Annotated in this window: 17 protein-coding genes; 10 read left to right on the top strand and 7 right to left on the bottom strand. The window is 37.0% G+C overall.

Annotated features, from left to right (window positions below; translation table 11 throughout):
* Window positions 1-226: 226 nt before the first annotated feature.
* The 3 genes from WG904_RS08695 to WG904_RS08685 all read right to left on the bottom strand — a co-directional run bounded on the left by WG904_RS08695 (window position 227) and on the right by WG904_RS08685 (window position 1,513).
* Window positions 227-682, bottom strand: coding sequence for an OsmC family protein (locus tag WG904_RS08695; protein ID WP_339578919.1), 456 nt, complete (start codon window positions 680-682; stop codon window positions 227-229).
* Between the two features lie 44 nt (window positions 683-726).
* Window positions 727-939 carry a YgaP family membrane protein gene (locus WG904_RS08690; protein WP_339578918.1) on the bottom strand — a complete coding sequence of 71 codons (213 nt, stop codon included), beginning with the start codon at window positions 937-939 and terminating at the stop codon, window positions 727-729.
* Between the two features lie 133 nt (window positions 940-1,072).
* Window positions 1,073-1,513, bottom strand: a complete 441-nt coding sequence (locus WG904_RS08685) for an Hsp20/alpha crystallin family protein (RefSeq protein ID WP_339578917.1) — start codon at window positions 1,511-1,513, stop codon at window positions 1,073-1,075.
* Between the two features lie 472 nt (window positions 1,514-1,985).
* Here WG904_RS08685 and WG904_RS08680 point away from each other — a divergent pair, with 472 nt between their 5' ends.
* The 9 genes from WG904_RS08680 to WG904_RS08640 all read left to right on the top strand — a co-directional run bounded on the left by WG904_RS08680 (window position 1,986) and on the right by WG904_RS08640 (window position 9,623).
* Window positions 1,986-2,540 (top strand): hypothetical protein, encoded by a 555-nt coding sequence (locus tag WG904_RS08680; RefSeq protein WP_339578916.1) that lies wholly within the window; start codon window positions 1,986-1,988, stop codon window positions 2,538-2,540.
* 261 nt (window positions 2,541-2,801) lie between these two features.
* On the top strand, window positions 2,802-3,299 hold the full coding sequence (locus WG904_RS08675) for a cupin domain-containing protein (RefSeq protein WP_339578915.1): 498 nt from the start codon (window positions 2,802-2,804) through the stop codon (window positions 3,297-3,299).
* A 69-nt stretch (window positions 3,300-3,368) separates the two neighbouring features.
* On the top strand, window positions 3,369-4,097 hold the full coding sequence (locus WG904_RS08670) for an acyl-CoA desaturase (RefSeq protein WP_339578914.1): 729 nt from the start codon (window positions 3,369-3,371) through the stop codon (window positions 4,095-4,097).
* Between the two features lie 10 nt (window positions 4,098-4,107).
* Window positions 4,108-4,440, top strand: a complete 333-nt coding sequence (locus WG904_RS08665) for a DUF1475 family protein (RefSeq protein WP_339578913.1) — start codon at window positions 4,108-4,110, stop codon at window positions 4,438-4,440.
* Window positions 4,430-5,230, top strand: a complete 801-nt coding sequence (locus WG904_RS08660) for a DUF1295 domain-containing protein (RefSeq protein ID WP_339578912.1) — start codon at window positions 4,430-4,432, stop codon at window positions 5,228-5,230. Before WG904_RS08665 ends, WG904_RS08660 begins: the two co-directional genes overlap by 11 nt.
* 68 nt (window positions 5,231-5,298) lie before the next feature.
* Window positions 5,299-6,333 (top strand): SAM-dependent methyltransferase, encoded by a 1,035-nt coding sequence (locus tag WG904_RS08655; RefSeq protein ID WP_339578911.1) that lies wholly within the window; start codon window positions 5,299-5,301, stop codon window positions 6,331-6,333.
* Entirely contained in the window at window positions 6,321-7,553 is a 1,233-nt protein-coding gene (locus WG904_RS08650) for an NAD(P)/FAD-dependent oxidoreductase (RefSeq protein ID WP_339578910.1), read from the top strand. Before WG904_RS08655 ends, WG904_RS08650 begins: the two co-directional genes overlap by 13 nt.
* On the top strand, window positions 7,538-8,368 hold the full coding sequence (locus WG904_RS08645; RefSeq protein ID WP_339578909.1) for a DUF1365 domain-containing protein: 831 nt from the start codon (window positions 7,538-7,540) through the stop codon (window positions 8,366-8,368). The genes WG904_RS08650 and WG904_RS08645 overlap by 16 nt, the downstream gene beginning before the upstream one ends.
* Before the next feature lie 13 nt (window positions 8,369-8,381).
* Window positions 8,382-9,623, top strand: a complete 1,242-nt coding sequence (locus tag WG904_RS08640) for a class I SAM-dependent methyltransferase (RefSeq protein WP_339578908.1) — start codon at window positions 8,382-8,384, stop codon at window positions 9,621-9,623.
* An 85-nt stretch (window positions 9,624-9,708) separates the two neighbouring features.
* Here the strand turns inward: WG904_RS08640 and WG904_RS08635 are convergent, their stop codons facing one another.
* The 4 genes from WG904_RS08635 to WG904_RS08620 form a co-directional block, all read right to left on the bottom strand.
* Window positions 9,709-11,064 (bottom strand): DEAD/DEAH box helicase, encoded by a 1,356-nt coding sequence (locus WG904_RS08635; RefSeq protein ID WP_339578907.1) that lies wholly within the window; start codon window positions 11,062-11,064, stop codon window positions 9,709-9,711.
* Between the two features lie 143 nt (window positions 11,065-11,207).
* A complete protein-coding gene (locus tag WG904_RS08630) occupies window positions 11,208-12,548 on the bottom strand; it encodes an MFS transporter (protein WP_339578906.1) in 1,341 nt (446 codons plus the stop codon).
* Window positions 12,535-13,695: a trans-sulfuration enzyme family protein gene (locus WG904_RS08625; RefSeq protein WP_339578905.1), complete on the bottom strand. Its 1,161-nt coding sequence runs from the start codon at window positions 13,693-13,695 to the stop codon at window positions 12,535-12,537. The genes WG904_RS08630 and WG904_RS08625 overlap by 14 nt, the downstream gene beginning before the upstream one ends.
* Window positions 13,695-15,032: an APC family permease gene (locus WG904_RS08620; protein WP_339578904.1), complete on the bottom strand. Its 1,338-nt coding sequence runs from the start codon at window positions 15,030-15,032 to the stop codon at window positions 13,695-13,697. The genes WG904_RS08625 and WG904_RS08620 overlap by 1 nt, the downstream gene beginning before the upstream one ends.
* 177 nt (window positions 15,033-15,209) lie before the next feature.
* Between WG904_RS08620 and WG904_RS08615 the strand changes: the two genes are divergently transcribed.
* Window positions 15,210-17,078: a DNA topoisomerase IV subunit B gene (locus tag WG904_RS08615; RefSeq protein ID WP_339578903.1), complete on the top strand. Its 1,869-nt coding sequence runs from the start codon at window positions 15,210-15,212 to the stop codon at window positions 17,076-17,078.
* Window positions 17,079-17,127 lie beyond the last annotated feature (49 nt).

The following is a 17,127-nucleotide window of genomic DNA, read 5'->3' as shown; positions in this document are numbered from 1 at the left end:
AATGCCACCCATATCTCCCATGCACAAAGTTCAAACTCCACTGGTTTAATGTCGACCTTAGCCATCTCTACAGGATGACCTTCACAAGCCGTTATGGCATCAGGTAAACCTTTTGGAATGCTCTAAAAACGACATAAATTTGTATAATAATCGTAATATCCCCCTTCCTTTAACCACAGCGTGAATATATCTTTCGGTAGTAAGGCCGGCAAAATTACACCCGTTTTTAACTTGATGTTTTTATAACAACGTTTGAAAACATGGTTATTTTTGATTTAACTGAATTGGATATCAAGCAGGCTGCTTCAGATTTTAGCAGGATTCTTAAGGTTTTTTCACGATCTTTTTCATCTGAAAGGGTAACAGTTGGTTCCATGATGATTTCACTGATCATAAATTTGCCATCTATCTGTTCTAACTTTCCTTTTGATTTACAGCTGAAACTTATAAATTCCAATTTTGAGTTTTCTGCGATCGACAAGAATGTGGTCATCAAACAACTATTTACTGCTGCGGTGAGCAAATGCTCTGGCGACCAAATGCCGGGCATGCCTTTTGGAAATTCAGGAGGTGTAGCTACTTCGATGCAATTACCTCCATTGATCAATAATTCAGGCGAAGATAGGGTGCCTTTTCGTTCAGTATTCCAGTTGATATCGACATGATAATAGTGGGGTTCCATATTAGTGGGTTTTTATTTTTTGAAATTTTTATAAGAGTTGACAGCTAATCATTAACTTTTTTGTTTTTGGTAGAAATGCCGAAAGGTAAATACAGCGGACAAAAGCTTATAAAACTGGTAATGATAAAAATACCAGCAAGAATTAAAAGTATGATTGCAAGTATGCCTGAAATGAGTTGGGCAAAATACATACCCACAATTACGATAGCTGCAAGTACCCTTACTACTTTATCAGCCGTTCCCATGTTTTTTTTCATTTTCTTAATTAGATTTATTGTACAATCTAGTTAGGTTTTTAAGAAAAAGAAATGACGCTTATTAGGTAGATAAATGATAGGTATCAAATACGTATTTAATTACAAAAAAAATGCCGCCCTAAGGCGGCAACGGTTAGTGAATTTCGATTTGTCTAGAGACTGCTTTTGCCTCTTCTTTTTTAGGAAGTGTAAGGTTTAAGATCCCATCAGAATAGTTGGCTTGGATTCCATCAATATCGGCACTTTCTGGAAGGGTAAAAGCTCTGGTAAATGAACTGTAGCTAAATTCTTTTCGATTATACACAATTTCACCAGCAGCCTTCTCTCTCGATTGTTCTGATGAAATGGTTAGCGTATCTCGTTCAACACTCACTCTGAAATCTTCCTTTTTTAAACCTGGAGCTGCGAGCGCTATGAGATAGGCTTCGTTAGTTTCATGAATGTTTACTGCGGGAAGACTGTTCATCTGGCGATCAGCGAAGAAAGTATCACCCATAACGCTTTCGAAAATGTCGTTAAAACCTGGTAATACCGAATTTTTTTTGTTTTGTGGATTGAATTTAACCAATGTCATAGTTTTTCCTCCTTTTAAATTTAATGATAAATGGACTATAAATTAATTATTTTCTTTAACCCTTTAAGGGCTGATTAGGTTTATTCAATCCTTATGCCAATTGGATTTAAAGACCTAAAGGGATCATAAAACTGAAATTTTTTCAGAATTTGTGAATTTTTTTCAGTTTTTAGATGAAATTATTTCAGTCGCCCAAATTTTTTCTATAAGTTTATTTATCACTAACCAATTATCCAATATGAACCGACCATGATTAAAGAATCATTAAACACACAGGGGTATGATTATTTAATCATGGTAAGGAACATCTGACCACTAAAAACAAAATTATAAACAGATGAAACCATCATGATTTTTCAAAACTCACAAGGAAATGAATAAGCGGCTTTAGCCCTCTTCAACGCTATTTGAAAATATAGTGCCGTTGAAAAATCATGATAGCTTCATCACCATTGAAACAAATTTTATACAGATGAAAAAAATTATTCTCTCGCTTCTGTGCCTAACCTTTTCCATTACGTTATTCGCACAAAAAACCTTACCAGAAATTAAGGATGGTACCACGTTAAAATGTAGTGCCTATGTTCAAGGACAAGAATTTCCGTTAGATTTAACCTTAAAAAGTATTGCCGGACCAGTTACGATGTTATGGGCAGTGGAGGGGTATGGTGATGGGGCTTTTGTGATGAGTACAAAGGCACTGGAAAACGCTACCCAAATGTATGTAACTACACAGCCCGCTACAGGTGAAACAAAGTTGAGTGATAGTGAAACTTTTGGTATGATTTCGAAAGTAGCTTACAAAGCATTAGCAGAAACTAAAACACTTACCTACGGTGGAATAAAATTTAAGCTAAAAACTCCCGATGCAAATCCGATGAAAATAAATGGGAAAGAAATTGACGCAACCCATGTGGTTAGTGAAGATGGGAAACTGGAATTATGGGTGTTAAATAATCCTAATTTACCATTAGTGCTCCAGTCGGCCGGATTTCCAACCGATATTGTTGTTATTGAGATTAAGTAGTTAATACACAGTTTTCAGTAGAATGATGCGATTGAACTAATCATACCAACGCACTTTCATCAAAAAAACACAAGCCCGAAAGGGCTTTTTTCAATTGTAACCCGTACTTTTGCAGCAATTATGGAACCATCTTGAGCATACCACTCACAAATAACAATTTATATGCTCATGATAGCTTCATCACAATTGAAAACAAACCGAGTTTACGAGTTCGTTAATACAAATGAAAATCAGTAAGCCAAGTATTAATAATTTATACAGATGAAAACAAAGAAGAAAGAAATATTCGATAACGTTGCTCAGCAGTTAAAAATAGAAGGCTTTAATGTAGTAAACCGAGACGAAACTCGTCCTTGGGGTGGCTTTTTTGTAATCGACGAAGATCAAGCACAACAGTTCGCAGATACGTATTTCGATGGTTTGGATGTAGATAGTTTAAAAATTGGAGGGAAACTAAGTCCGAAAATTTTAATTGTAGCACCAAACACGCGTCTTTCTTGGCAATATCATCATCGTCGTGCCGAAATATGGCAGGTAGTTAGCGGAACAGTTGGCATTAAAACCAGCGAAACAGATGTAGAGGGCGAAGTACAATCTTATTCTCCAACCAACCAAATTAAATTACAACAAGGTGAACGTCATCGTTTAATCGGATTAGACGATTGGGGTGTAGTGGCAGAAATTTGGCAGCATACCGATGCCGAAAACCCATCAGACGAGAGCGATATTGTTCGCGTACAAGACGATTTTGGTAGATAATTTTTAATTGCCAAAGAGATGGCAAAACCAAATTAAGCTCCATTTCGTTATTACACATATAAATCACACATGATTATTTTATTCTTTTTTTTAGCCCACTGGTTTCTTTCGCTATTTAGCCAGACTTTTTTTCTACATCGCTACTCCTCGCATAAGATGTTTAAGATGGAGAAATTTTGGGAGCGATTTTTCTATCTTATTTTATTAATATCTCAAGGCTCTTCATTTTTAAATCCTCGCGCCTATGCCATTTTGCACCGTATGCATCATGCTTACAGCGATACCGAAAAGGATCCACACTCGCCGCACTTTTTTAAGGATGTGTTTGGAATGATGATTGCCACTAAAAACATGTACCTTAATTATTTACGCTACAAAATAGAACCAGAGCCAGCATTTAGGGGGAATTACCCAGAATGGCCTTTAGTGGATAGAATTGGAGATTCTTGGTTTTGGCGACTTAGTTGCGGATTATTTTACATCGGGTTTTACATTGTTTTTGCTGAATATTGGTGGATGTATTTGCTGTTGCCGGTACATTTCTTAATGGGGCCATTACATGGTGCAATTGTGAATTGGTGCGGACACAAGTATGGCTATTCAAATCACGATAACGACGATCATAGCAAGAATTCGTTACCATGGGATTTTTTAATGATGGGCGAGTTATTTCAAAATAATCACCATAAAAAACCAAACAGCCCTAAATTTTCTTCGCATTGGTGGGAATTCGATCCAACCTATCCGGTGATGAAAGCCTTACACTGGATGAGGATTATTAGAATTCGAAAAATATAATCCGCAAAATATGATTACTACATTAAAAATTATTTTCTCGGTACTCTTAATATGGGTAACGTATGTAGTGATTAGCACAAGCTTGGAAAGTTCGCTTTTCAAAGAATGGAATTTTTTAGCTTCTATCCCTTGGATGCGCGCTACACTGTGGGACTTTTATGCCAATATTTTTATCATCACCCTTTGGATGTTTTATAAAGAAAAATCTGTTCTTCTTAAATCCATTTGGATTATTTTATTCGTATGTTTAGGAAGCATTGCTACTTGTACTTATGTGTTGATAAAACTTTTCAGCCTAAATGCAGGTGATGGTGTTGAAGAACTCCTTAAGAATGAATCTTGACCAACTCTTTTTTATTGCTCTTATTTCTCTTCTTGCGTGTTGTGCCATCATGTTTTTGGTATGGTTATGGGCAAAAAAAATCAAAAATGCTGGTGTTGTTGATGTTTTTTGGGCGTTAAATTTCCCTGTAATTACCGTCATTACTTATTTTTTTTCGGATGGTAATGAAACTCGCAAATTGCTGATTTGCGGAATGTTCTTAATTGCCGAAATGCGACTGGGAATCCATTTATGGAAGCGTGTAATTGGCCATATTAAGGAAGAAGAAGGTCGATATCAGCAGTTGCGAAAAGAATGGGGTGAACAAGCAAATCGTAATTTCTTTTTCTTCTTTCAATTTCAGGCTATTTCAAATGTGATTTTAGCACTGCCGTTTTTCATCATCACTGCAAATACGGCAGATAAACTATCAGCTTTAGAGTATGTTGCAATTGGTATTTGGACGATTGCATTTTTTGGCGAGGCAATAGCCGATAAGCAATTGGCGGCCTTTAAAAAAAATCCTCACAATAAAGGCAAAGTTTGCGATACTGGATTATGGAGTTACAGCAGGCATCCCAATTACTTTTTTGAATGGTTAGCATGGATGAGCTATTTCGTTTTTGCTTTAGCCTCACCTTGGGGTATTTTGGCCCTCATCAGCCCTGCTATTATTTTATATTTGCTCTTAAAAGTTACAGGGGTGCCAAATAATGAAGAACAAAATTTGAGAAGCAAGCCAGTTGCGTATAAAAAATATCAAGAAACAACAAGTGCTTTTTTTCCATGGTTAAAAAATGTTCGGAGTTGAGGGTTTTGAGTTGGGAGTTCCTTCTCAGCGCATAGCATCACCTCCAAACCCCAAACTCCAAACTCAACATGTGGTACGATAAACTTATAGAAAATGATAAACTACCCGATTCGGTATTACGAATAGGGATTAGAAAATTACTAAACCAACGTTTGAAGGATGAAACGTTAGGCGACGAAGAATTGCAGCAACAGAAATTTATGGATCTTGTAGCGGAGCTTAAATCTTCGCCAATAGCCATAAATACAATTGATGCAAACGAGCAACATTATGAATTACCCACCAAATTTTTTCAATATTGCTTAGGTAAAAATCTAAAATATAGTAGCGGTTACTGGAAACCAGGTGTAACAGACATTGATTCTTCTGAAGATGATATGTTGGCACTTACTTGCCTGCGTGCCGATTTACAAAGCGGACAAAATGTGCTAGAGCTGGGTTGTGGTTGGGGTTCATTGTCGCTCTACATGTCGGCAAAGTTTCCAAAAAGTAAATTTACAGTAGTTTCCAATTCCACTACCCAAAAAATATTCATCGACGAAACGGCGAAGCAACGTGGCATAGAAAATTTAACAGTTTTAACTGCCGATATGAATACTTTTACCATTGCTGATACGTTTGATCGAGTGGTTTCGGTAGAAATGTTCGAACACATGCGCAATTATACCTTGCTACTGGCTAAAGTAGCGTCTTTTTTAAAGCCTAACGGGAAGTTGTTCGTTCACATCTTTACGCATAAAACCCTGGCTTATAAATACGAGGTAATAGATGAGAGCGATTGGATGAGCAAGTACTTCTTTACGGGCGGCATTATGCCGTCAAATCATTTATTTTTTTACTTTAACGACGATTTAAAAATCAGCCAACATTGGGTGGTAAATGGAACGCACTATGGTAAAACTTCTGAAGCATGGTTGCGTAATATGGATGCCCACAAAAAAGAAATTATGCCTATCCTAGAAACTACCTACGGTAAAGATCAGGCTGTAAAATGGTGGGTATATTGGCGTCTATTTTACATGGCATGTGCCGAATTGTTTAATTACAATAATGGAAATGAGTGGATGGTAAATCATTATTTGTTTGAAAAATGCAAAGTTTAGCCATAATTGGTAGTGGTATTGCGGGAATGGGTTGTGCGCATTTGTTGCATCAAAAGTACAATATTACACTTTTTGAGGAGCTCGATTATGTTGGCGGGCACACCAACACCGTAATTGTTGAAGAAGATGGGAAATCAATTTATATTGATACGGGTTTTATGGTATTCAATTACCAGACCTATCCAAATTTATGTGCTTTGTTTGCTGAAATCGATGCACCGGTTAAGAAAACCGATATGTCGTTTAGTGTGCAATATTTACCTAGCAGGTTGGAGTATTCGGGTTCGAGCATAAAGCATTTATTTGCCCAAAAGCGAAACATCTTTAATCCATCCTTTTTAAAAATGTTGATGCAAATTAATCGTTTTAACAAAGAGAGTATAGCTATTTTAGACGACCCAAAGTATGCTGATTATTCATTAGGCCAATATGTAAAGGAATTTGGCTATAGTGATGATATGGTATGGAAATACTTAATTCCGATGAGCTCAGCGGTTTGGTCTACCCCCATGGATCAAATTTTAGACTTTCCGGCCGTTTCATTAATTCGATTTTTCAAAAATCATGGGTTTTTAGGGCTTAACACCCAACATCAATGGTATACGTTGCATACAGGTAGCCAAGCCTATCGCGAAAAATTGATTGCCCCCTTTCGTGATCAGATTCGCATAAATACGAAGATCGTTTCGGTTGAGCGCTTGGATAGTGGAAAAGTGTTGGTAGTAACAGCGACAGGAGATCAGCTAGAATTCGACAAGGTTATTATGGCCAGTCACGCCGATCAAACTTATCAAATGGTTAAACATAAAACGGTTGACGAGGAAAGATTGTTGTCTAAGTTTAACTATCAATCAAATAAAGCAGTGTTGCATACCGACAAAGGTCAAATGCCCAAGAAAAAATTAGCGTGGAGTAGTTGGAATTATAGGGTAGAGGATAAAGCACCAAGCACCATTTATTGGATGAATAAATTACAAGGGGTATCAAAAAAGGTCGATTATTTTGTATCCATCAATCCATCAGCTACCTTAGATAAAAGAAAAGTGATTAGAGAAATTGAGTATGAACATCCTTTATTTGATGTGCCAGCTATGCAAGCACAACAAGAGTTGTATAAGTTGAACGAAAAAGGCCCTGTTTATTATTGCGGCAGTTATTTTAAATATGGGTTTCATGAGGATGCGTATAAAAGTGCGGTTGAATTATGCGCAAAAATTTAGCATCTTCCATGTATACTGCTAGGGTAATGCATCACCGGCTGGCGCCAAAGAAGCACTCCTTTTGGTATACTATCTATTTATTCTATATCGATATAGATGAAATCGATAACTTAAGCAAGCGTTTGCGATGGTTTAGCAGAAATAAATTTAATCTGTTTAACTTTAGAGATAAAGATCATCTGCAATTGGAGACAAAGGATGAAAGTTCTCACATCTCATATCTCAAATCTCAGATCTCAGTAAAACAGCAAATCACAGCTTATCTCAAATCTCACAATGTTGAAGTGGGTAATGGTAAAATTATGTTATTAACCAATTTAGCTGTTTTGGGATACAACTTTAATCCGGTTTCTTTTTACTTCTGTTTTGATGAAAATAACGAACCATTATGTGCAATTGCAGAAATTAGCAATACGTATCGCGAAATGAAATTATTCTTTTTCGACAGGGAAGTGTTACATGGCGAAAGTTTTAAGCAGCGTGTTCAGAAAGATTTCTATGTATCGCCATTTATCGATTTAGATGCTTTTTTTGATTTTAATCTTGCAATTCCGACAGAAAAATTGGATATTAAGATTGATGATTACGACAAAGATGGGAATCGTTTTTTTATAAGTACGCTAACTGGGGAAAGCAAATCCTTAACGAATAGAAATATGCTAAGGTATTTTTTTTCTATGCCCTTAATTCCTTTGCGAGTAATGGGGCTGATCTATTGGCAAGCCTTTAAACTATGGGTTAAAAAAATTGTTTATCATCCAAAAGCTGCAAACCAACATTTACAAAAAGACGTATATAAACGCTATAAACCTTAAGTATAAAATTAAAATGTCTTCTTCCCTCTCGATAACTACACATAGGTCTGGCTTTTATGAGCGTGCAGTACTTTCGGCATTACATAAAATGAATAAGGGCTTTTTAAGTTTAAGTCTTCCTAATGGGGAGTTTTTAGAAATCGGAGAAAAAAATTCAACTTTCAAGGCAAATTTAGTAATTAAAGATAATCGCTTTTTTAAATGTATAGTGCTGTATGGCGATATTGGTTTTGGCGAAGCTTATGTAGATGGTTTATGGGAAACAGACAATCTCACCAACGTTATAAAATGGATAATCTTAAACATCGAAAATGCACCTTCTGTATCGGGCAGTAAGATTAAAAATATAGGGTTAAATCTTTTCAAGTGGTTTAATCGAATTTATCACAATGGTAGGTCGAATAGTATAACTGGTTCTCAGAAAAATATAGCAGAACATTACGATTTGAATAATGATTTTTTTGCAACATTTTTAGATCCATCCATGACCTATTCAGCTGCCTATTTTAAATCTCCAGATTTATCTTTGGCTGCTGCACAAGGCGAAAAATATAAGCGTTTATGTGAGCAGTTGCATTTAAAAGCTACTGATCATGTACTCGAAATTGGAAGTGGTTGGGGAGCCAATGCGATTTATATGGCGAAAAATTATGGTTGCAAAGTTACTTCGGTTACTATTTCTAAGGAGCAGCAGAAATTGGCTCAACAGCGAGTAGAAGCTGAAGGTTTATCTCAACAAGTCGAAATTATTATTAAAGATTACCGCAATATTGAAGGTAAATTTGATAAGATTGTGTCGGTAGAGATGCTCGAAGCAGTAGGCCATAACTATCTAGAAACTTATTTTGCAAAATGTGCAGCTGTGTTAAAACCTAATGGGATATTGGCTTTTCAAGTGATCACTAGTCCAGATAGCCGATACGAACAATTGCGAAAAGGAGTAGATTGGATACAGAAATATATCTTCCCAGGTTCTTTATTGCCCTCCATAGCACAATTAAATAGGGCGATAAATAATACCAGCGATTTAACAATGGTAGATTTAAAAGACTTAGGTCTTGATTATGCGAAAACCTTAAAGTTATGGTTTGAAAATTTTAACCAAAAATTAATTGAGGTAAAATCTTTAGGTTTCGATGACCGCTTTATCCGTAAATGGAATTATTACTTGAATTATTGCGAAGCGGCGTTCGAAATGCGGAACATTAATGTAATGCAGATGGTGTATGTAAGGCCAAATAATGTGGAAAGATAGACATTTCGTTATTGCGAGGCACGAAGCAATCTTAAAGAACAATACTGGTAAGGAGATTGCTTCGTGCCTCGCAATGACGATTTAATTAATCCCTCCTTCGGTTCCCACCACCGCTAAATCTTCTGTTTCCACCTCCAGCGTTTGCACTTGCAGTGCTACCCGTGTGGTTTGGTTTTCCACCGCCATGATATGGTTTCTTTTTCGCACCACTTAAATTTGGTTCACGTTCGCGAGGCTCACGTTGGTTCGATTTTTTCTTTCCTTTTCCTTTTGCATCAGCAGCAGCTGATAATAAACTCTGCCAGCTCATGGCAAATGGATGATCCTCGTTAACAGGAATTTTAATGCCAATTAATTTCTCTATATCATCTAAAAATTCTTTCTCTTCACCATCGCAAAATGAATAGGCAATGCCACTTAAACCTGCTCTTCCGGTTCTGCCAATTCGGTGAACGTAAGTTTCGGGAATATTTGGTAACTCATAGTTAATTACGTGCGCAAGCTCATCTACATCGATTCCACGCGCAGCAATATCGGTTGCCACTAAAACCCGGGTAGTACGGGCTTTAAAATTAGTTAAGGCACGCTGACGGGCATTCTGCGATTTATTACCGTGAATAGCTTCGGCACGTACATTAATTTTTATTAAATCTTTCACCACTTTATCGGCGCCATGTTTGGTGCGCGTAAATACCAAAACCGTTTCGATACTTTTATCTTTTAATAAATGAGCTAATAAGCCTCTTTTATCCTGCTTTTCTACAAAATAAACAGCTTGCTGTATTTTTTCGGCTGTTGATGAAACCGGTGTAACTTCAACTTTTACGGGGTTGGTTAATATAGTGCTCGACAATTTTTGAATTTCGCTAGGCATGGTAGCTGAGAAAAACAACGTTTGTCGCTTAGCAGGTAGCTTGGCGATAATTTTTTTAACATCGTGGATAAATCCCATATCCAACATACGATCTGCTTCATCTAATACGAAGATCTCAATATCGCGCAGGTTAACAAATCCTTGGTTCATTAAGTCTAATAAACGACCTGGTGTAGCCACCAAAATATCAATGCCGCGATGCAACGCATCGGTTTGAGACTTCTGCCCAACGCCACCGAAGATTACCAAATGTTTAAGCGGTAAATTTCGGCCATAGGCTTTAAAACTTTCTTCAATTTGGATAGCCAATTCACGCGTTGGCGTTAAAATTAAGGCCTTAATGGGTTTAGGGCCTTTTGTGTTTACGTAAGGTTGATTTAATAATTGTAGCATTGGAATTGCAAATGCTGCGGTTTTTCCCGTTCCTGTTTGTGCGCATCCTAGTAGGTCGCGTTTTTGTAAAATAGAGGGTATAGATTGTTCCTGTATTGGTGTAGGTTGTGTATAACCTTCGGTTTCAAGCGCCTTTAAAATAGGAGCTATGAGGTTTAATTCTGAAAATAACAAAGTATATTTTTTAAGTGTATAATATCGAAGAAGCTAGAACAATCATTGCTGGAAGGACTAACTTGCGAGTTGCTTTAAATGATAAAGAAATTCTGCTTCGGCACAAAGATACGATTTAATTAGCAGATTAACCAATTGGTGAATTATTTCTTCTCTTTAAACCTAGCAAAAAATATCAAGGCCAAAATGCACAACACAAAACCAACAACCCCATTTAACCTTAACCCATAATCATTTCCAGGGTCTTTTCCATAAACAGTAAGCATAGCAAAAATAGCAATGCCCAAAGTTTGTCCGAGTTTAACAAAAAGGTATTTAACAGCGAAGAACATGCCTTCATGGTTTTCGCCGGTTTCGAATGTGTCTTTTTGTGCGATGTCTGCTAAAATTGCATTCGGTAAGATACCCAGGGCTGCTAAAGGAAAAGAAGCACAGATAACCAAGATATACATTTGATTTGTAGGGCTGAAAGGAAGTTTTCCTAAAAAGAAAATGGTCACAAAAATTAAACTTAGAATTGCAAATGCCAGCAAAACCAGTGCTTTCTTGCCAAATTTTTGAGAGCCAATGTTAATAAAGGGATAGAAAAGCAAGGAGAGGACCACCATAATTCCCATAAACTTCCCCCCATCCGAGTCGGGTAAACCCAGTAAAACAGTTACAAAAAATAGCAACCCACTAGAAATAATGCTTAAGGCGGTATAATACGCGAAGTCGGAAATGAGGTAATATTTGAAATTCGAATTTCTAAATGTATTCTGGATGGCGGGCCACAAAGGAATATGAGTGGGTTTGCTCTGTACATACTCTTTTTCACGAATACATAAAATAGGTAGCATCATTACCAATCCAGAAAAAATGCTCAACCCTAAAATGGTAAACTGCAAGGCTTCAAATCTTTCAGTAATATTAAAAGAGGTTTGAATTAAATCGGCGAAATTATTGCTCAATGCTCCCAAAATCATTCCAAAAACAAATCCAACTTGTTGAAAAGTCGAGAGTTTTACTTTTTCTTCAGGTGTATGTGTTAATTCTGCTAACAAGGCATTGTAGGGAATAATATAAGTAGTTGCAGATATAAAAAATCCTCCGAGCACAAAAGTTAACCACCATGCATTGCTCATGCTTTCACCTTTAACTAAAGGGTAAAAAACGAGGGAGCAAAAAATAACTGCTGGTAAAATTGCCCATTTCATAATTGGAAAACGCCTACCTTTTGAGTTCGTGCTTCCGTCGCTAACCGATGCAATAAAGGGATCGTAAGCAGCATCGAAAAGTCGTCCTGAAGCAGCAATGAGCGATAGAATATTAAATGCTCCAAAAACCAATACCTGTGGCACTAAAGGCGATAAGCCTGAATTGCTTGGAGGAAGATAAAAATAGGGAAGCATCACAATAATAATATTGGTCATAATGCTCCAGCCCATCATTCCTGCTGAATAGGCAAGTTGCTTTTTGAAAGGAAGTGTTTTATAATTTATCAAATGCTTGTGCTAAATCTGCAATTAAATAATCGGGATCTTCTAAGCCAACATAAATACGAATTAACGTATGGCGTTTATTGGTTGGGTCAAATTCTGCTTTGCTCAGTCCAGCACATGCTGGAATAATCAAGCTTTCGTAGCCTCCCCAAGAAACGGCCATTAGGATATGTTCTAAACTGTTGCAAAAGGCTTCGATCTGTTCTAGCAGAGCATCTTTTAATACGATACTAAACAAACCTCCGCACTTTTTCATTTGCTTACGGGCTAATGCTAAATCCTTGTTCTCAACGTTAAATGGATGTAAAACGCTCGCTACTTTAGGATGTTGATTTAAATAGGCAATTACCTTGTCTGCCGTATCGCTTATTTTTTCGAGCCTAATTTCTAAGGTTCGTAAACCACGAAGCAATAGCCACGCATTTTGCGGAGCCAATGCTGCTCCAATATTCAAGTATTCATTATTGAAGATATTTTCGAGTATTTCTTTTTTACCTGTTAACACGCCTGCGACTACATCGCTATGGCCTGCTAAATATTTCGTGGCCGATTGGGCTACCAAATCAATTCCATAAGCGATTGGTTGTTGATAGAGTGGAGAGCAATAACTATTATCAATCAATGTTAAAATTCCCTTAGTTTTGGCAATAGCAGAAATGGCGGCTAAATCTTGTACATCAAAACTAAACGTATTTGGCGACTCGAGGTAAATCAATTTTGTTTTGCTCGTTATCACCGCCTCAAACTGATTGATATCCGTTCCGTCGATAAATGTTGTAGTTATCCCAAATTTCGGCAAAAAATTCTTAAATAGTTTTATGGTCCAGCTGTATGGGTTTTCTACACAAACTACTTCATCGCCACTTTCTAAAAGCGCTAAAATTGGAACGGTAATGGCTGCAATTCCACTGCTAAAAACCAATGCATCTTCAGCTCCATCTAGTGCTGCTAATTTTTTTCTTAAAATATCAACAGTTGGATTAAATCCACGAGAATACAAATTTCCCTGATATTCATCCGCCAATGCTGCTCTAAAATCGGCAACGGTATTGAACTTGAAATTACTGGTTTGGATAATAGGGGGGGCAATAGCATTGAAATAATTCTCACGCTCTTCCCCAAGTTCAGTTAGGATGTACGATAGGTTCATTAGCTTATTGAATTCGTTTTTTTAGCATAAAAAATGTAGTATAATAATAAAAATAGGGCTAATAATCCAGTTCCTGTAAAGGCAGCATGTACATCTTTTATCACCACACCTATTGCAATCATAAAGTAACTGAATACAAAAAATGCGGCAAGTAGCGGTGTAAATTTATTCCATAACCCATTTGCCATATCTGCACCTTGCATTCGTTTGCGTAGAATGAATAATGTTGCGGCCGAGGTACTCATGCCTATGCTATCTAAAAACATGGTAAAGTTCAGAATATTATCAACACCTTTGCCAAAAAAGGTAATAATTATTGTAATCAAGGAAAAAGTGGCCAGCCCCGCTACCAATGCTCCTGTTTTCGGACTGGTATACGAAAATATTTTAGGAAATACTTTATCGATACTCATCGCATACATTACCCTAGGGTTGCTCATTAATAAGATATTTACATAGGCTAAAACTGATAAAAACATCAAGGCGTCGAATACTTTTGCGCCAAATGGGCCAAACCAAGCTTCACAAAGTAGCGCGCCAATAGCCGAAGCATTTTTCATTTTGTCGAATCCGATAACATCGATGTATGCCACATTAATTAATAAGTAAAGCGAAACCACGATAACAATCCCGATAAAAATACCTTTCGGAATTATGGTCGTGCGTTTAACCTCAGCGCCAAAATTTATCGACTGCTGGTATCCTCCATAAGCGAAACAAACGGGTATCATAGACACAACAAACAGCGATAGTGCGCTTCTATTCGAAAGTGAGTAGAGCGGAGAACCTTGCTCATAGCCGTGTGGCTCTACCACTACACCTTTAAAAATGCTCGCTATTAACAATAAAACCAGTCCAACCTTAATAATAATTAAAACATTTTGTGTTCTACTGCTTGTTTTTAAACCCAATAAATTAACAAAGAAAAAAATACCCACCGCCACAATGGCAATGGTGGTGTTAAAAAATGCACCGCTGGGTTTGCCAAATAAAAGATCGCTCACATAGTCTGCTCCAATTAGGCCAACTACAGCTAAAGAAGCGGCATTACTAATTAAAATAATTGCATTTACCGAAAAACCTATGGCAGGATGATAGCAATGAGCAAAAACTTTATAATATCCACCAGTTGCTGGAAGTCTTAAGCCAATTTCGGCATAAGTTAAGGCGCCACAAAGGGCAATAATTCCACCTGCAATCCATACCCAAAAAAAGATGCTACTATCGCCAGAAGTTGCGGCTACAGAGGCTGGATTTCTGAAAATTCCCATCCCTATTACCAGGCTTACAACAATCATAGAAAGATCGAAGAGGGAGAGTTGTTTTTTTTCTTGCATGAGGCTTTAAATTGATTTTGGAAGATAGCGATTTTAGTCTAGAGTCCAAAGCCCACAGTCTTGAGTCTATGCTTACTTAGTTAGACTTGAGACTGATGACTAAAGACTTCAGGCTTTTTTCATAGATTGTGGAAAATTCTAAATTGGTTTAGAATGAGATTAGCTTAAATTTGTACTATGGCAGAACCAATTTATAACGACGATAGTATCCGCTCCCTCGACTGGAAAGAACACATCCGTTTACGCCCAGGTATGTATATTGGCAAACTTGGCGATGGTTCGGCACAAGATGATGGTATTTACGTGCTTTTAAAAGAGATTGTAGATAATTCTATCGATGAATTTGTAATGGGTTCTGGAAAAACAATCGAAATTACAGTTTCTGATCAAAAAGTTAATATTCGCGATTATGGAAGAGGTATTCCTTTAGGAAAAGTGATCGATTGTGTGTCTAAGATTAATACAGGAGGTAAATACGATAGCAATGCCTTCCAAAAGTCTGTAGGCTTAAATGGGGTAGGTACAAAGGCGGTAAACGCATTATCTACCAATTTTGTGGTACAGTCATACCGCGATTCTAAAACTAAGAAAGTTGAATTTTCTAAGGGCGAAATTCAAGTAGACCATCCAATAATTGATACTACCCAACGTAATGGAACAGCGATTACGTTTTATCCCGACGAGAGTATTTTTAGGAATTACCATTATATTCCAGATTTTGTTGAAAGCATGATTTGGAATTATGTTTACCTTAATACTGGGCTTACCATTAATTTTAATAACGAAAAATACTTTTCGGAGCGCGGTTTGTATGATCTCTTATCAAAACAAAATAAACCTGAAGAGCTGCGCTATCCAATTATTCACCTCAAAGGTCAGGATATAGAAATTGCTATGACTCACGGGCAACAGTATGGTGAAGATTATCATTCGTTCGTTAATGGGCAGCATACTACACAAGGAGGAACACATCAGGCAGCATTTCGAGAAGCTGTGGTAAAAACGGTTCGCGAATTTTATAAAAAGGAGTTCGAAGCGTCAGATGTTAGAGCCTCTATTATTGCTGCGGTTTCTGTGAGAGTGCAAGAGCCTGTTTTCGAATCGCAAACCAAAACGAAGCTAGGTTCGCAAAACATGGGGCCAGATGGTCCCTCCGTTCGTACTTTTATTATGGATTTTGTGAAAAAGGAGCTGGATGATTATTTACATAAACATGCGGATGTAGCCGATGCCCTTTTAAAAAGAATTATCCAATCAGAAAGAGAGCGCAAAGATATTGCGGGTATAAAAAAATTGGCAAATGATAGAGCAAAAAAAGCCTCATTGCATAATAAAAAGCTAAGAGATTGTAAAGTTCACTTTAATAGTACGCACGATAAGCGTTATGAAACTACCTTATTTATTACCGAAGGAGATTCAGCATCTGGATCCATTACCAAATCTCGAGATGTAGATTGTCAAGCTGTATTTAGTTTAAAAGGGAAACCTTTAAATTGTTATGAGCTTACGAAAAAAGTAGTGTACGAAAATGAAGAATTTAATCTTTTACAACATGCTTTAAACATAGAAGATGGGCTAGAAGGCTTGCATTACAACAATATTGTCATTGCAACCGATGCTGATGTAGATGGCATGCACATTCGTTTGTTAATGATGACGTTCTTCCTTCAATTTTTTCCTGATTTGGTTAAAGCTGGTCATGTTTATATTCTGCAAACGCCATTGTTTCGGGTAAGAAATAAAAAGGAAACCATTTATTGCTATAGTGATGAAGAGCGTAGGGATGCGATTGCAAAACTAGGCAGCAAGCCAGAGATTACCCGTTTTAAGGGGCTAGGAGAGATATCTCCCGATGAGTTTGGCTTATTTATCGGAAAAGACATTAGGTTAGATCCAGTAATTTTGAAAGAGCAGACTATTAAAAAGTTGTTAGAATACTACATGGGCAAAAATACTCCTGAACGCCAACAACATATTATTAAAAATCTAAGAATTGAAAAGGATGAAGTAAACGAACTTGAAGAATTATCCGTCTCAATGCCATAATTCTCCGCTTCAAGTTTTCATATACTTTTATCATGCATTTAGACTTGTG

The sequence above is a fragment of the Pedobacter anseongensis genome (assembly GCF_037482965.1).
Taxonomy (GTDB): Bacteria; Bacteroidota; Bacteroidia; order Sphingobacteriales; family Sphingobacteriaceae; genus Pedobacter; species Pedobacter anseongensis.
Note: the sequence above shows the minus strand (reverse complement) of the source record. Positions and strands in the feature narration are given on the sequence as shown.

What these genes read in the sequence shown, in the direction of transcription:
- WG904_RS08695 (WP_339578919.1), bottom strand. Translation starts at nt 682, where the DNA reads ATGGAACCCCACTATTATCATGTCGATATCAACTGGAATACTGAACGA.
- WG904_RS08690 (WP_339578918.1), bottom strand. Translation starts at nt 939, where the DNA reads ATGAAAAAAAACATGGGAACGGCTGATAAAGTAGTAAGGGTACTTGCA.
- WG904_RS08685 (WP_339578917.1), bottom strand. Translation starts at nt 1,513, where the DNA reads ATGACATTGGTTAAATTCAATCCACAAAACAAAAAAAATTCGGTATTA.
- WG904_RS08680 (WP_339578916.1), top strand. Translation starts at nt 1,986, where the DNA reads ATGAAAAAAATTATTCTCTCGCTTCTGTGCCTAACCTTTTCCATTACG.
- WG904_RS08675 (WP_339578915.1), top strand. Translation starts at nt 2,802, where the DNA reads ATGAAAACAAAGAAGAAAGAAATATTCGATAACGTTGCTCAGCAGTTA.
- WG904_RS08670 (WP_339578914.1), top strand. Translation starts at nt 3,369, where the DNA reads ATGATTATTTTATTCTTTTTTTTAGCCCACTGGTTTCTTTCGCTATTT.
- WG904_RS08665 (WP_339578913.1), top strand. Translation starts at nt 4,108, where the DNA reads ATGATTACTACATTAAAAATTATTTTCTCGGTACTCTTAATATGGGTA.
- WG904_RS08660 (WP_339578912.1), top strand. Translation starts at nt 4,430, where the DNA reads ATGAATCTTGACCAACTCTTTTTTATTGCTCTTATTTCTCTTCTTGCG.
- WG904_RS08655 (WP_339578911.1), top strand. Translation starts at nt 5,299, where the DNA reads ATGTGGTACGATAAACTTATAGAAAATGATAAACTACCCGATTCGGTA.
- WG904_RS08650 (WP_339578910.1), top strand. Translation starts at nt 6,321, where the DNA reads ATGCAAAGTTTAGCCATAATTGGTAGTGGTATTGCGGGAATGGGTTGT.
- WG904_RS08645 (WP_339578909.1), top strand. Translation starts at nt 7,538, where the DNA reads ATGCGCAAAAATTTAGCATCTTCCATGTATACTGCTAGGGTAATGCAT.
- WG904_RS08640 (WP_339578908.1), top strand. Translation starts at nt 8,382, where the DNA reads ATGTCTTCTTCCCTCTCGATAACTACACATAGGTCTGGCTTTTATGAG.
- WG904_RS08625 (WP_339578905.1), bottom strand. Translation starts at nt 13,695, where the DNA reads ATGAACCTATCGTACATCCTAACTGAACTTGGGGAAGAGCGTGAGAAT.
- WG904_RS08620 (WP_339578904.1), bottom strand. Translation starts at nt 15,032, where the DNA reads ATGCAAGAAAAAAAACAACTCTCCCTCTTCGATCTTTCTATGATTGTT.
- WG904_RS08615 (WP_339578903.1), top strand. Translation starts at nt 15,210, where the DNA reads ATGGCAGAACCAATTTATAACGACGATAGTATCCGCTCCCTCGACTGG.